At 63.0% G+C, this 13,720-nt stretch carries 13 protein-coding genes; 3 read left to right on the plus strand and 10 right to left on the minus strand.

Annotated elements, in window-relative coordinates; translation table 11 throughout:
* Positions 1 to 91: 91 nt before the first annotated feature.
* The 9 genes from NCS00_RS27525 to NCS00_RS27565 form a co-directional block, all read right to left on the minus strand.
* Positions 92 to 841: an electron transfer flavoprotein subunit beta/FixA family protein gene (locus tag NCS00_RS27525; RefSeq protein ID WP_250441516.1), complete on the minus strand. Its 750-nt coding sequence runs from the start codon at positions 839 to 841 to the stop codon at positions 92 to 94.
* Positions 842 to 866: 25 nt separating this feature from the next.
* Positions 867 to 1,661 carry an HpcH/HpaI aldolase/citrate lyase family protein gene (locus NCS00_RS27530; protein ID WP_250441517.1) on the minus strand — a complete coding sequence of 265 codons (795 nt, stop codon included), beginning with the start codon at positions 1,659 to 1,661 and terminating at the stop codon, positions 867 to 869.
* A 19-nt stretch (positions 1,662 to 1,680) separates the two neighbouring features.
* Complete coding sequence (locus NCS00_RS27535) at positions 1,681 to 2,430, minus strand: GntR family transcriptional regulator (protein WP_051078976.1); 750 nt, start codon at positions 2,428 to 2,430, stop codon at positions 1,681 to 1,683.
* 71 nt (positions 2,431 to 2,501) lie between these two features.
* Positions 2,502 to 3,692 carry a CaiB/BaiF CoA transferase family protein gene (locus NCS00_RS27540; RefSeq protein ID WP_008346888.1) on the minus strand — a complete coding sequence of 397 codons (1,191 nt, stop codon included), beginning with the start codon at positions 3,690 to 3,692 and terminating at the stop codon, positions 2,502 to 2,504.
* On the minus strand, positions 3,689 to 4,873 hold the full coding sequence (locus NCS00_RS27545) for an acyl-CoA dehydrogenase family protein (protein ID WP_250441518.1): 1,185 nt from the start codon (positions 4,871 to 4,873) through the stop codon (positions 3,689 to 3,691). The genes NCS00_RS27540 and NCS00_RS27545 overlap by 4 nt, the downstream gene beginning before the upstream one ends.
* 27 nt (positions 4,874 to 4,900) lie before the next feature.
* Complete coding sequence (locus NCS00_RS27550) at positions 4,901 to 6,298, minus strand: MmgE/PrpD family protein (protein WP_250441519.1); 1,398 nt, start codon at positions 6,296 to 6,298, stop codon at positions 4,901 to 4,903.
* Entirely contained in the window at positions 6,295 to 7,641 is a 1,347-nt protein-coding gene (locus tag NCS00_RS27555) for an MFS transporter (protein ID WP_008346894.1), read from the minus strand. Before NCS00_RS27555 ends, NCS00_RS27550 begins: the two co-directional genes overlap by 4 nt.
* A gap of 174 nt (positions 7,642 to 7,815) precedes the next feature.
* On the minus strand, positions 7,816 to 8,319 hold the full coding sequence (locus NCS00_RS27560) for a MaoC family dehydratase (protein WP_008346896.1): 504 nt from the start codon (positions 8,317 to 8,319) through the stop codon (positions 7,816 to 7,818).
* Between the two features lie 99 nt (positions 8,320 to 8,418).
* Complete coding sequence (locus NCS00_RS27565) at positions 8,419 to 8,823, minus strand: hypothetical protein (RefSeq protein ID WP_250441520.1); 405 nt, start codon at positions 8,821 to 8,823, stop codon at positions 8,419 to 8,421.
* A 193-nt stretch (positions 8,824 to 9,016) separates the two neighbouring features.
* Here NCS00_RS27565 and NCS00_RS27570 point away from each other — a divergent pair, with 193 nt between their 5' ends.
* The 3 genes from NCS00_RS27570 (at position 9,017) to NCS00_RS27580 (ending at position 12,466) form a co-directional block, all read left to right on the plus strand.
* Entirely contained in the window at positions 9,017 to 10,054 is a 1,038-nt protein-coding gene (locus tag NCS00_RS27570; RefSeq protein WP_175981507.1) for an amino acid ABC transporter substrate-binding protein, read from the plus strand.
* Between the two features lie 18 nt (positions 10,055 to 10,072).
* The gene (locus NCS00_RS27575) at positions 10,073 to 11,413 is read left to right on the plus strand and encodes an ArsB/NhaD family transporter (RefSeq protein ID WP_008346901.1); all 1,341 of its coding nucleotides are present in this window, start codon (positions 10,073 to 10,075) and stop codon (positions 11,411 to 11,413) included.
* A gap of 216 nt (positions 11,414 to 11,629) precedes the next feature.
* Positions 11,630 to 12,466: a bifunctional allantoicase/(S)-ureidoglycine aminohydrolase gene (locus NCS00_RS27580; RefSeq protein WP_008346903.1), complete on the plus strand. Its 837-nt coding sequence runs from the start codon at positions 11,630 to 11,632 to the stop codon at positions 12,464 to 12,466.
* Between the two features lie 3 nt (positions 12,467 to 12,469).
* Here NCS00_RS27580 and NCS00_RS27585 read toward each other — a convergent pair whose 3' ends face one another.
* Positions 12,470 to 13,669 carry an amidohydrolase family protein gene (locus tag NCS00_RS27585; RefSeq protein ID WP_250441521.1) on the minus strand — a complete coding sequence of 400 codons (1,200 nt, stop codon included), beginning with the start codon at positions 13,667 to 13,669 and terminating at the stop codon, positions 12,470 to 12,472.
* Positions 13,670 to 13,720 lie beyond the last annotated feature (51 nt).

Consider the following 13,720-nt stretch of genomic DNA (forward strand, 5'->3'; position numbering starts at 1 on the left):
TCGCCACCAATCTTCGATGCCGCTGCAACCGTGTTCAGCGTCGCTGCCTTGATCGACGCATTGTCGTGTTCTGCAATAACAAGAGTCGTCATCAGATCACCTTCGCTTCGTTCTTCAGTTTTTCGACCAGCGTCTTCACGTCGGGCACGGTGATGCCCGCGCTGCGCTTCGGTGGCTCGACGACTTTCAGCGTCTTCAGACGCGGCGTAACATCGACGTCAAGATCGGCAGGCGTCATCGTGCTTAAAGGCTTCTTCTTCGCCTTCATGATGTTGGGCAGCGTCACATAGCGCGGCTCGTTCAGGCGCAGGTCTGTCGTGATTACTGCGGGCAGCTTCAACAAAAGCGTCTCGGCGCCGCCATCGACCTCACGCGATACAGTCGCTTTACCATCGGCGATAACGACCTTCGATGCGAACGTCGCTTGCGGCAAACCCGTCAATGCAGCAAGCATCTGACCGGTCTGATTCGAATCGTCATCGATAGCCTGCTTGCCGAGGATCACGAGTTCAGGCTTCTCCTGATCGACCAATGCCTTCAACAGCTTCGCCACCGCCAACGGCTGCAATTCCTCTGCGCTTTCGATCAGCACAGCGCGATCCGCACCGATAGCCAACGCCGTCCGCAACGTCTCCTGAGATTGCGTAACACCACACGACACAGCGATCACTTCCGTAGCGACGCCCGCTTCCTTCAACCGCACCGCTTCCTCAACAGCGATTTCATCGAACGGGTTCATCGACATCTTCACGTTGGCGATATCGACACCCGTGTTATCCGATTTCACGCGGACCTTCACGTTGTAATCGACGACGCGCTTCACTGGAACCAATACCTTCATTCGCTTGCTCTCCGTTGAACCGCGTTCACGCGGCTTGAATTCTTCGCGCGCGATCGACGATCGGCTTGTCGACCAGTTTCCCGTCCACCGAGATCGCGCCGCGCGGATTCGCTTCCAGCGCAGCGAGCACGCGTGCCGCCCATTCGCGTTCGGCGGCGCTCGGTGCGAAGCCGTCATTCACGGCGTCCACCTGCTTCGGATGAATGCATAGCTTGCCGCCGAAACCGAAGCGGCGCGCATCGAGCACGTCGGCGTTGATCGCGTCGAGGTCGCCCGTCGCGAGCGTTACGCCATCGATCGGCGGCGGCAGGCCCGCAAACCGCGACTCGATCACGAACTGCGAACGCACGTAGTCCAGTTCGCGCCCGGTGCCGTCGATGCCCGCGTCCACGCCGAAATCGAACGAGCCGAACGCGAGCCGCGCAACGCGCCCGCATTGCGCGATCTCGCGCATACGCACCACGCCCGCAACGCTCTCAACCAGCGCGATCAACTCGATCTCATCGGCGCAACGTGCCGCGATATCCGCGAGTTGCGCCGCATCTTCGGCCTTCGGCACCATCACGGCGCGCACGTTCGCCGCGCGAATCATCGCGACGTCTTCCTCGTGCCATGGCGTACCGAAAGCGTTGACGCGAATCACGACGCGCTCATGCGTCTCACGTAACCAATGCGCGATCTGCGCGCGAGCTTGCGCCTTGGCATCGATGGCCACGGCATCTTCCAGATCGATGACCACGCGATGCGCGTGCGTCGCCAATGCCTTGTCGAACCGTTCCGGACGATCGCCCGGAACGAACAAAAAACTGCGTGCAATCATGCGGATTTCCTCGAATGCGTCAGGTGCCGCTCCAGCCGCGCTGGAACGTCTCCGAATAACTGAAGCGGTCGGCGGGATGAATGCTGACCGCCGCTTCGACGATCTCGCCGCGCTTGTTGAAGTAGCGGCGCGACAGCCATAGCGCGGGCGAACGCGCCTTCGCGTTGACGAGACGCGCGATGTTCGCGGGCAGCGCCACCGCGCGAATCTCCTGCTCCACGCGCGCGATCTGCTCGCCGAACTGACGCTCGATCATCGTGAAGATCGGCGTGTGTGGATCATCCTCGATGCCTGTCAGCGAACGAAACGCCGGCTGGATATAGACCTCGGTATGACAGATCGGATCGACGCTCTCCGGCGAACGACGAATGCCTTCGAGACGCAACCACGTTTCGCCGGGCTTCGCCTGCAACATCTTGCAGAGCGACGCATCGCTCACTTCGACGGTCTCTTTCTTCAGGACCTCGAGCGCGGTATCGGCGGAATAGCGATGCAGGTCGCTCAACTGCTGCATGACCTGCCGATAGCTGCCTTCCGAATTCACGGCCTTGACGGTCGTGCCGATGCCCGCCTGCCGCACGACCATGCCGAGCTGCACGAGCTGCTTGACTGCCTCGCGCACGGTCGAGCGGCTCGCGCCGAACTGCTCGCAGAGTTCGAATTCGGTGGGAATGGTGGAGCCCACCGGAAAGCGCCCGCTCTGTATTTCGTTGATGAGCGTCTGCGCCAATTGCAGATAGCGCGGCTGCTGACCGAGCACGTTGACCATCTTTTGCACGCACGATGAAGGATTGACGGAGGGATCCGCCTGTCGCGCGACATCATCCGGTGCGAGCATCGTCATTGCACCGCACCGCTCTCGCGCAACCGGGCGATCCGACCAGCATCGTAACCGAGTTCGGCGAAAAGCCTCGCGTTGTCCTGTCCCAGTTCGGGCGCCGAACGCGCGGGCAAGGTCTCGTTCACGCGAACCGGCGCCGCCACGTTGCGCACCTTGCCGAAGCGCGGATGCTCCGCTTCGGTCACGCCTTGCCGCTCCGCGACGAACGGATTGTCGAGCGCCTGCTTGATGTCGTACACCGGCGCGGCGGGCACGCGTCCGCCCAGACGTGCGAGCCATTCGGCGGTCGTCGCGCGCGAAAGCGCCGCATCGAGTTCCTGTTCGACGAGATCGCGATTCGCGAGCCGCGCCTTGAAATTGCAGAAGCGTTCATCGGTGATCCACGAAGGCTTGTCGAGTATCTCCGCCAGCACGCCCCAGAACTTTTCCTTGTTGCACATCAGGAAGATCCAGCCGTCCTTCGTCTTGTACAGCTGGCTCGGCGTCAGCGACGGATGGGCGGAGCGCCGGTCCCGTCCTGTCACCGTGCCGCCGTTCAGATACCAAGTGCCGACATACGCGAGGTTATGCAGCGCGACATCGAAGAGACTCGTGTCCATGTCGCGGCCGATGCCCGTCGTGCGCGCCTGCACGAGACCCGCGAGCAGCGCCATCGCGGCGGTGGTGCCCGTCATCAGATCGATGATCGACAGACCGAAGCGCGCCGGCGGACTGTCCGGCTCGCCAGTGACCGAGAGATAACCCGCTTCCGCCTGCATCAGATAGTCGTAGCCGGGCCACGATGCGCGGCTGCCGGTGCGTCCATATGCCGACAAATGCGCGCATACGATAGCCGGATTCGCGTCCTTCAACTGATCGTAAGTGAGACCCAGCTTCACGGGCAGATCGCCGCGCAGATTGTTGAAGACGGCATCGCTCGACTTGACGAGATCGAGCAGCACGTCGCGCCCTTCGGGCTTCTTCAGATCGAGCGTCAGACTGCACTTGTTGCGATTGAACGCTTCGAAGAAGTGGCTATCGCCTTCGCCGAAAAAATGCGGTCCCACGTTGCGGCCCACATCGCCGCCTTCTCGGAAGTTTTCGATCTTGATGACTTCCGCGCCGAGATCGGCGAGATGTTGCGTCGCGAACGGACCCGCGCCGTATTGTTCTATGGCGACGATGCGTACGCCGGAAAGAGGCAGGCTCATGCAGGGTTCCTCGCAATCAGCATCTTGGCGATGATCAGGCGTTGCATCTCGTTGGTGCCTTCGCCGATGGTCAGAAGCGGCGCATCGCGATACAGCCGCTCGACGTTGTATTCCTTCGAATAGCCATACGCGCCATGAATGCGCATTGCTTCCATGCTGTTCTCGACAGCCGCTTCGGTTGCGAAGTACTTCGCCATGCCCGCTTCCATGTCGCAGCGCAGACCTTTGTCGTATGCGCGCGCGGCCGAGTCCGTCAGAAGGCGCGCGGCTTCCACGCGCGTCGCCATTTCGCCGAGCTTGAGCGCAATCGCCTGATGCTCGCAGATCGGCTTGCCGAAGGTCTTGCGCTGCTGCGAATACGCGACCGCTTCATCGAGCGCGGCTTGCGCAACACCGACCCCGCGCGCGGCGACATTGATGCGGCCCAGCTCCAGCCCGCTCAGAATCTGCTTGAGGCCGAGCCCTTCCTGCCCGCCGATCACGCTCGACACCGGCACGCGAAAATCGGTGAACGTAAGCTCGCACGTATCGATGCCCTTATAGCCGAGCTTTTGCAACTGACGGCTCACTTCGAAGCCCGGTCCCTTCTCGACGATCAGAAGGCTCATGCCCTTGTGACGCGGCTGCGCTTCCGGATCGGTCTTCACGAGCAGCGCGAGGATGTTGCCGTACTTGCTGTTCGTGATCCACGTCTTGCTGCCGTTGACGACATAGTGATCGCCGTCGCGCCTCGCGACCGTGCGGATCGCCTGAAGGTCCGTGCCGCAATCCGGTTCGGTCAGGCCGATACCGCCGCGCAGCTCGCCCGTCGCCATGCGCGGCAGGAACTCGCGCTTCTGCGCTTCGGTGCCGTTGCGCTGGATCGTCATCGCCATGATGAGATGCGAATTGATGATGCCGCTCACCGACATCCATACCGCGGAAATGCGATCGACGATCTTCGCGTACGTCGAAGTCGTGAGACCGAGGCCGCCGTACTCGGGCGAGATCAGGCAGCCGAAGAGTCCCATGTCCTTCATCTTCTCGACGATCTCGCGCGGATACTCGTCCTTCGCATCGAGTTCGTGCACGTAGGGTTTCACTTCCGTCTTGAGGAAGCGGTCGAGCATGTCGAGAATGAGCGTCTCGTTCTCTTCGTAATTGCTCATGTCCTGCTGTTGATCGGCGTCGATGGTGGCCATTGCTTCTCCTGTATTCGTGTGTACGTCTTATGCGAGCGCTTGCGCAAGCGTGCGCGCCGGTCGCGTGTCGAGCGAGAGCACCGCTTCGCAGATGCGCTCGGCGGCATCGCGCGATACGTTGCGCTGCGCGTTGTCGAAGAACTTCGCGACGATGTCCTCATTCGTGAGCGGCCTGTCGGACGAGCCGCGATTGATCGACTCGCGATGCGTCAGCATGCGGCCGTCCCGCGTATGGACGATCACTTCGCCGGTGTAGTGACGCGGAAACGTCGAGTCCTGATCCGCTTCGTGCGTGACGCGGGCCGCGACGGCGCGCACAGTTTCATCGGCGAGCGCTTCGGCTTCGAGATCGTCGAGCGTGAAGCGGCCGCGCAACAACCCCGTCGCGACGATGTACGGAATGCTGAACTGCGCGTCATAGCTGTTCGACGGCTTTTGCTTCGGCGCGACCGGCTCGCACACGATGGGAATCGTCGGGCCGGGCACGCGCACGATCACACGCTCGATGTCGTCGGCTTGCAAACCATGTGCGCGATGAAGCGCGATGGCCGCATCCGACGAAGCATGCGTGAAGTGACACGCGGGAATCGGCTTCAACGCAACGCCGTCGATCTCCCATGTCTCGCCGAGGCCCGCCGTTGCGATATCGATATCGCCCGCTTCGAGCGGCGTCTTCATGTAAAGCGCATAGAGACCGAAGCGTCCTTCATAGGCCGCGCCCGGACCGATATAACCATGCTTCGCGAGCGTCGCCGAAGTCGCGCCCGCTACCGCCGCCCATCCCGGATGCAGACGCTTGGTCCACGCGCCGTCCTGCAGGAACTCGAGATTGCCCGATGCCATCGACAGCACGATGCCTTGCGCATGCTGCGCCGCTTCGACCGGCAGACCCAGAAGACGCGCCGCGCCGAGCGCGCATCCGAATGCGCCGACGAGTCCCGTCGGATGAAAGCCCGCGTTGTGAAAGCCGCTCTTCGCCGCCGAGCCGACACGCGTCGATACTTCCATCGCGCAGAGATACGCGGTGAGCAGATCCGCGCCGCTCGCGTTCTCGCGCTCAGCGAGATTGAACGCGACCGGAAACGCGCTCGCCGTCGAGTGGATCACGCCGCGTGCATGCGTGTCGTCGAAGTCGAGGCTGTGAATCAGAAGGCCGTTGAGCAGCATCGCATCGCGCAATGCGAGCTTCTGCGTGTGGCCGAACACCGTCGCTTCGCCGCTGCCGAGCTCCTGCATCGCGGCGAGCGTCGAGGTCGCGTACGGCAGTTTCAAGGTCGCATAAGCCAGGCCGATGCTGTCGAGAATCAGATGCTTCGCGCGCTCGCGCACGCTTTGCGGCACGTCGCTCAATTGCAGATGCGTCGAAAACGATGCAAGGCGTTGCGATACGGTTTGCGCCTGCTGCATGTCGTTGCGTGCGTTCATCGCGTGGCTCCCTGATGGTTGAGCGGCAGATCGTCTGCGTTGGCTTCTTCATCGGGCGAGACTTCTTCCAGCGAGAACTGGTTCGCGTCCACGCCGAGGCTCAGCACGGCGATCACGAGCAGGATCAGAACGCCCGCGACCATGCCGAGCACGCCGAACAGCCCGAGTTGCGCATACAGGATCACGGCGGCATACGACGTGAGCATCGACGCGATACGTCCGCACACGCCCGCCACGCCGGTGCCGCGCAGGCGCAGCGCGGTCGGGAAGAGCTCGGGCACGTAGCCGAAGAGACCCAGCGTGACGATGCCGAAGATGCAACTGACGAGCGTGAAGCCGACGATGGCGATCGCCGCGTTGGCCGTCATCTGCGGATAGACGAAGCCCAGCACGATCGCGATGACGCTATAGAACACGAGACCTTTCGCGCGTCCGAGGCGGTCGGCGGTGAGGTAGCCGAGCACTGCGCCGAACGGTGCGCCGAACGACATCAGCGTCGTGAAGCCGAGCGACGTGACAATATCGCGCCCTTCGTGGACGAAGAACGTCGGCAGCCACGCGACGAAGCCGTACACCGCGACGTTCACCGCGATCGCCGTCAATGCGGCCGTCAGCGTGCGTCCGATCATGCCGCGGCGAAACAGCGCCGACAGCGGCGCGCGCGGCACTTCGAGATTCTGCGTGCGCGCACAGTCGGGCAGCGGTCCCTTCTGATGCGCGACTTCGGCTTCGATCGCGCTCACGGTGTCCTCGGCTTCCTGCGTGCGTCCGACCGATTCGAGCCAGCGCGGCGATTCCGGCATGCGATGACGCAGCGCCCATACGATCACCGCGCCGATGCCCGCGATGCCGAACATCCAGCGCCAGCCGAGATGCGGAATCACCACGTAACCGACACTCGTCGCGAGCACGAGACCCGAATTGACGATGAGACCGAGCAGCGAAATCCAGCGTCCGCGATACGCGGGCGGAATGAACTCGCACAACGTGCCCGCCGCGACGACCAGCTCCGCGCCCAGCCCGATGCCCATGACGAAGCGCGCGCCGATCAGCCACTGGATATTCGGTGCGAACGCGGCGACGAAGGACATCAAACCGAAGAGCGCGAGATTGAACTGATACGACGAGCGGCGTCCGAAGCGATCGCCGAGATAGCCGGACAAGCCCGCGCCGATCACCATGCCGAAAAAGCCCGACGACACGAACAATGCGTTGAGCTGCATCGTCGAGAAACCCGCCTTGAGCATCGCGGCGGATACGCCGCCCGCGAGATAGACGTCGAACGCGTCGAGGCACGCGCCCGCGCTGATGAGGCCCAGAATCTTCCAGTGAAAACGCGACATCGGCAGCCGGTCCAGCCGGGCGCCCGAGCTAACGTAATGACTCACAGTTGTCTCCAGTACTGTGACGATGAACCGTCTCGCCGCCGTGCGCCGATGCATCGATGCAATCGAACGGTCTTGTATGCGAAACGGAAACGGGACGCCGGCGCGCGACAACGCCGGCGATATGTGCGGTCAGTCTTCGGCGGTGCCGTGGCCGCGCTTGGCAATCAGCGCGGTACGGATGAAATCCATGACGGGCTTGCCGTCCTGATTGAACGCGCGCGTGTGCACCGTGACGATGCCCTGCGTCGGGCGCGATTTCGATTCGCGCACTTCGAGCACTTCCGACTCCGCATAGAGCGTATCGCCCGCAAAAACAGGGCCCGTCAGGCGAATTTCCTTCCAGCCGAGATTGGCGATGGCCTTGCCGCTCACGTCGTTCACCGACATGCCGAGCACGATCGCGACCGTGAGGCCGCTGCTCACGAGAAGCTTGCCGAACTCGCTCTTCGAGGCGTGATGCGCGTCGCAGTGCATCGGATGAAAGTTCATCGTCAGCAGCGAGAACTGAATGTTGTCCGCGTCTGTGATCGTGCGGCCCGGGCGATGCTCGTATATATCGCCGACTGTGAAATCCTCCAGATAACGGCCGTAACTCGCCCGATATCGCTGCTTGCCTACTCTGTCCGAATGCATTGCGTCATGCCTCCTGTCTTAAACATCACTTTGTACGGACAAAGTATCAGGCGCAGCGCAGCCGACGTCAAGCAGGAATGGATTGCGGTAAACCCTCGCTTACTTAGCGGGGCTGGCGGGCGGCGGCGGCGGCGGGCACTGCATGTCCGCGCCTTTCGCGCCATCGAGATTCTTCAGCGACACGAGCAGCCTGCTTCCCGTGTTCGCCGTGATGATGTGCCCGTAACTGACGGTCGGGATGAACTTGATATCGGGCGCGACGGCGACGGGCGGAGTCTGCGCACCATCGACGGTCAGATCGAGTTCGACGGTGATCGAATCGATCGCCACGCCGTAGTTCTGCTTGCGCTCGGCCTGCGTCTTCCGGAAGTTGCACACGCCATCGAGGACGTTCTGGAGCGCCGTGGGTATGTCCACCGATTTGCCCGGCGGAATCGGCGGCGTGTTGCACGCGGCGAGAAGGATCGGCAACGCAAGAACCGGCAGCGAGACGAAGGCGCGCATCGAATTCTCCCAGCCCCTGGCGGGGCAACAGTATCCGGTAAATGACCGCTTGAACTGAATCCGTTTTCGTCTACAACCTTATTGTCACGTGTCTCTTCGAACGGGTAGAAACAAGCAATATCACACGCTCGCCTTTCGAGCATGAACTGCGTGGCAATACGCCGTGAACGGAAGTCTTCAACAAGAGAAGACGATGGCAAACGCATCGGGGAGATTCATCGCGATCGTCGGCGCCGTGCTGCTCGCGCTGCTGACATCGGGCGCGCCCGTCCTCGCGGCGGGATCGGACACGCTCGCGCAAGTCAAGGCGCGCGGCGTTCTGCGATGCGGCGTCAGCGACGGCATCGCGGGCTTTTCACAGCAGGATGCGTCCGGACACTGGTCGGGTATCGACGCGGACTTCTGCCGCGCGGTGGCCGCCGCGACGCTCGGCGACGCGAACAAGGTCGCCTTCGTTCCACTCAGGACGTCCGCGCGTTTTCCGGCGCTCAGGACGGGCCGCGTCGATCTGCTCGCGCGCAACACGACCTGGACGCTGCTGCGCGAAGGCACGCTCGCCGTGCAGTTCGCGGGCGTGCTGTTCTATGACGCTCAGGCGTTCATGGTGCCGGCGAAGAGCGGCATTCGCACGCTCGCGTCGCTCAGGGGCGCCACGGTCTGCGTGCAACGCGAGACCACGAGCGAAAGCAATCTCGCCGGCTATTCGAATGCGAACGCGCTCGACCTGAAGCCGCTCGTGCTCGGCTCGGTGACGGAACTGGAGCACGCGTTCGTCTCCGGCCGATGCGGCGCCGTGACCGCCGATACCTCCCTGCTCGCCACGCTGCGCAGCCGCGCGCCGGGCGGCCCGTCGTCCATGACGATCCTGACCGAGCGAATCTCGAAGCAGCCGCACGCGCCCGCCGTGCGCGGCGACGATGACCGCTGGCTCGTCATCGTCCGCTGGGTGCTCTTCACGCTCATCACCGCCGAAGAAGTCGGCGTGACGCGGAGCAACGAAGCGGAGCGCGTCCGCGATCCGATCGTGGCCCGCGCGCTCGTGCCGGATGCGAGCGTCACCGCGACGCTCGGCATCGACCCCGGCTGGACGATTCGTGCGCTGAAAAGCGCCGGCAATTACGGAGAAATGTTCGACCGCAATCTCGGCACCGGAAGTCCGCTCAAACTCGAACGCGGACTGAACGAACTCTACCGACGCGGCGGCCTGATGTACGCGCCGCCGATGCAATAGCGCCCGCGCGAGCCCATCATGAGCGATTGGCAAATCTATCTCGTAGTCGGCGTGTTCTCGGCGGTGATCCTCGTGATCGCCTTCGATCTGATCGACATGGCCGTCGCCGCGCTCGTCGGTGCAAGCGTGCTGATCGCGCTCGGCATCATCGACGAGCAGGATCTGATCGCGACCGCGCGCACCGCGGCAGGACCGATCAGCCTGCTGTTCGGCGGCATGATCGTCGCGCGGATTCTTTCGACGACGGGTCTCTTCGATCTCGTCGGCGAATACTATCTGCGCGCGACGGCGGGCAGCGGCAAACGCTTCCTGCTTCTCTTGATCGTGATCGTCGCGCCGCTATGCGCCTTGCTTCCCAACGCGACGACGGTGATCCTGCTCGCGCCGATCATCGTTCGCGTCGCGCGCGCGCTCGAACTCGATATCGTGCCGCCGCTGATCCTCACCGCCCTGCTCAGCAACGCCGCCGGCCTGCTGACGCTCGTCGGCGATCCGGCGACGTTTCTCGTCGGCAGTTCGATCGGCATGAGCTTCGGCGAGTATCTGCGGCGCGCGAGCCTCGGTGGTCTGCTCGCGATCATCGTCGTGATTCCGCTCTTGCCGATCCTCATGCGCGGCATCTGGCGCAGCGTCACGCCGCTACCGCCGCGCAGCCCGGGAACGAAGCTCAAGCGGCCCGTGTACGCGGCGCTCGCCGTCGTCGTGCTCGCGCTGATGATGGTCCTCTTCGTGCTCGGCGAAGAGTTGCCGACGCGCATCGTGCCACCCGTCGTCGCCGTGATCGCGAGTGCGCTCGCGCTGCTCGTCGCGTATGCGTTCAGGGTCGAGCCGACCGATCGCGTGCTGCGCGACGTCGACTGGAAGACGCTGCTGTTCCTCACCTGCATTTTCTGTCTCGTGCAGGGCATGGCCAAGACGGGACTGCTGCAAGTCATGTCGCTCAAGCTGTATGAAGTGTTCGGTACGCGACTCGCGCTCGTCGCGCTCGCGATGATCGGCGGCATCGGCCTGCTCTCTTCCGTGCTCGCGAACGTGCCGGTCGCGGCTGCGTCGATCGTGATGGTCAAGGGCTATCTCGTCACGGCGGAATTCGTGCCGGAGGCCGCGCTCTCCGACCAGTTCACGCAGTGGCCCGACGCGGTGATTCCGGTCTTCATCGGCATGATGTACGGCGCGACGCTCGGCGGCAACGCGACGCTCGTCGGCTCGGCGGCGAACATCGTGGCAGCGGGAATCTGCGCGCAGGAAGGCGCGCCGGTCAGCTTCGGGCGCTTTCTGCGCTATGGATTGCCGTTCACCTTATGTCAGCTTGCGATCACGGCGGTGTATGTGATCGTGCTCGGGCATGTTCTTCGCTGATCTTCGTAAGCGTCTGCATAAAGAATCGTTCGCTGCCCCATTCAGGAAATGGATACCCTACATTCGAACATTTAATTTGTCGATAGCGCGCATCTCCGATATTTTGTATGTGTTCTGCCGGGTAAATTCGTCGCGCCTGTCATTAGCGTCCGGGAAAGCCGGACGACCAAGGCGTCGAAATCACGACGACGGCGTGAACCTAACGGAGACTTTCGTATGTCAAGCAACACGTACTACGCGCCGCACGGCGGTCATCCATCGCAGACCGAGCTGCTCACCGATCGCGCGATGTTCACTGAAGCGTATGCCGTCATTCCCAAAGGCGTGATGCGCGATATCGTCACGAGTCATCTGCCGTTCTGGGACAAGACGCGTCTCTGGGTGCTCGCGCGTCCGCTTACCGGATTCGCCGAGACGTTCTCGCAATACATCATGGAAGTGGCGCCGGGCGGCGGCAGCGAAAAACCCGAACAGGACCCGAATGCCGAAGGCGTGCTGTTCGTCGTCGAAGGCGAGATCGAACTGACTTTGCAAGGCACCTTGCATGTTCTGAAGACAGGCGGGTATGCGTTCATTCCGCCCGGCACGAACTGGCAGTTGCGCAATCGTCATAAGGATGCGGCGCGTTTTCACTGGGTTCGCAAGCACTATGAAGCCGTCGATGGCGTGCCGCTTCCCGAAGCGTTCGTCACGAACGAGCAGGACATCGAGCCGATTCCGATGCCGGGCACCGAAGGCCGCTGGGTGACGACGCGTTTCGTCGATACCAGCGACATGCGTCACGACATGCACGTCAACATCGTTACGTTCCAGCCGGGCGGCGTGATTCCGTTCGCAGAAACGCACGTGATGGAGCACGGCCTGTATGTGCTCGAAGGCAAGGCGGTGTATCGGCTGAATCAGGACTGGGTCGAAGTCGAAGCCGGCGACTTCATGTGGCTGCGCGCATTCTGTCCGCAAGCCTGTTATGCGGGCGGACCGAGCCGCTTCCGCTATCTGCTGTACAAGGACGTGAACCGCCATATGAAGCTGACGCTCAACGCACCGCGTTGAGCGTCATGCGCGAGGCGGCGTTAGCACGCCGTCGCGCGCGACGATACGTCCGTTCGCAACGACGAGCTTGCGCACGGGCCGCGTCACGACCGCATGGGCGACGGTCTCGGCATCGACGAGCACGAGATCCGCGCGCGCGCCCACGCGCAGGCCGTAGTCCGCGAAACCGCAGCCGCGCGCTGCCGCATCGCTCACGCAATCGAACGCGATCGTGAGATCGTCGTCGCGCCGCAAGTCGTAGCGCATGCCGATCAGCATCGCGCGTTCGAGCATGTCGGGCACGCCGTACGGCGTCCATGTATCGCGGATGCCGTCGTTGCCGCCGAACATCGTGATGCCCTTCTCGTGGCATAGCTTGAGCGGCGGCACCGTGCACGAAGGCGGCGCGCTCGTCAGCAGCGCCACGCGCAAATCAGCGATGCGATCGAGCAGCACATCGCGCTCGCGCTCCGGCAGCGCGCCAAGACAAAAGCCGTGACTGACGACGACCTGTCCCTGCATGCCCGACGCTTGCACGCGATCCAGCAGCAGTTTCAGCGTGAACGCGCCGATCTCGCCCGGTTCGTGCAGATGGATGTCGATCGGCTTGCGATAGCGTTGCGCGAGCGCCAAGGTCGCGTTCAACGATGCGACCGGATCGCCGTCGATCAACGCGGGATCGAGCGCGCCGAGCACATCGGCGCCTTCTGCGAGCGCTTCGCCGAGCAGCTCGACGGTGCCCGGACGAATCAGCATGCCCGACTGCGGAAACGCGACGATCTGCATGTCGAGCGTATCGCGCATCGTCTGCCGTGTTGCGAGTACGCCTTCGAGATGGCGCAGGCGTGCGTCGGTGTCGATATCGACGTGCGTGCGCAGACGCGTCGTGCCCGCAGCCACGAATGCACGCGACAGCGCGAGCGATTGCGCGGCCGCATCGTGTCCCGATGTCCTGCGCCATTCGCGTTCGTTGCCGATGCGATCGGTGAGCAGCGGGCCGACTTCGTTGCGATACCACGGACGCCCCCAGTTGCTCTTATCGACATGCGTATGACCTTCGACGAAGCCCGGCAGCAGCAACGCGCCGCCGCCGTCTTCGATCTGCGCATCGCATGGGGCGGCGGCATCTGCGCCGAGCGCGTCGATACGGCCATCGACGATGGATACGGAAACCCGTTGGCCATCGGCCAGGCGGACATTGCAGAGATAGAGAGAACGAGTCATGTCGGCGATATCGGTAAGCGGACGCACTGCCCTACCGGAACACTATCACGC

Source organism: Caballeronia sp. AZ1_KS37 (assembly GCF_023631165.1).
Taxonomy (GTDB): Bacteria; Pseudomonadota; Gammaproteobacteria; order Burkholderiales; family Burkholderiaceae; genus Caballeronia; species Caballeronia zhejiangensis.

Coding starts and splice junctions, on each gene's coding strand:
- NCS00_RS27525 (WP_250441516.1), bottom strand. CDS start 841: ATGAAGGTATTGGTTCCAGTGAAGCGCGTCGTCGATTACAACGTGAAG.
- NCS00_RS27530 (WP_250441517.1), bottom strand. CDS start 1,661: ATGATTGCACGCAGTTTTTTGTTCGTTCCGGGCGATCGTCCGGAACGG.
- NCS00_RS27535 (WP_051078976.1), bottom strand. CDS start 2,430: ATGGTCAACGTGCTCGGTCAGCAGCCGCGCTATCTGCAATTGGCGCAG.
- NCS00_RS27540 (WP_008346888.1), bottom strand. CDS start 3,692: ATGAGCCTGCCTCTTTCCGGCGTACGCATCGTCGCCATAGAACAATAC.
- NCS00_RS27545 (WP_250441518.1), bottom strand. CDS start 4,873: ATGGCCACCATCGACGCCGATCAACAGCAGGACATGAGCAATTACGAA.
- NCS00_RS27550 (WP_250441519.1), bottom strand. CDS start 6,298: ATGAACGCACGCAACGACATGCAGCAGGCGCAAACCGTATCGCAACGC.
- NCS00_RS27555 (WP_008346894.1), bottom strand. CDS start 7,641: ATGTCGCGTTTTCACTGGAAGATTCTGGGCCTCATCAGCGCGGGCGCG.
- NCS00_RS27560 (WP_008346896.1), bottom strand. CDS start 8,319: ATGCATTCGGACAGAGTAGGCAAGCAGCGATATCGGGCGAGTTACGGC.
- NCS00_RS27565 (WP_250441520.1), bottom strand. CDS start 8,823: ATGCGCGCCTTCGTCTCGCTGCCGGTTCTTGCGTTGCCGATCCTTCTC.
- NCS00_RS27570 (WP_175981507.1), top strand. CDS start 9,017: ATGGCAAACGCATCGGGGAGATTCATCGCGATCGTCGGCGCCGTGCTG.
- NCS00_RS27575 (WP_008346901.1), top strand. CDS start 10,073: ATGAGCGATTGGCAAATCTATCTCGTAGTCGGCGTGTTCTCGGCGGTG.
- NCS00_RS27580 (WP_008346903.1), top strand. CDS start 11,630: ATGTCAAGCAACACGTACTACGCGCCGCACGGCGGTCATCCATCGCAG.
- NCS00_RS27585 (WP_250441521.1), bottom strand. CDS start 13,669: ATGACTCGTTCTCTCTATCTCTGCAATGTCCGCCTGGCCGATGGCCAA.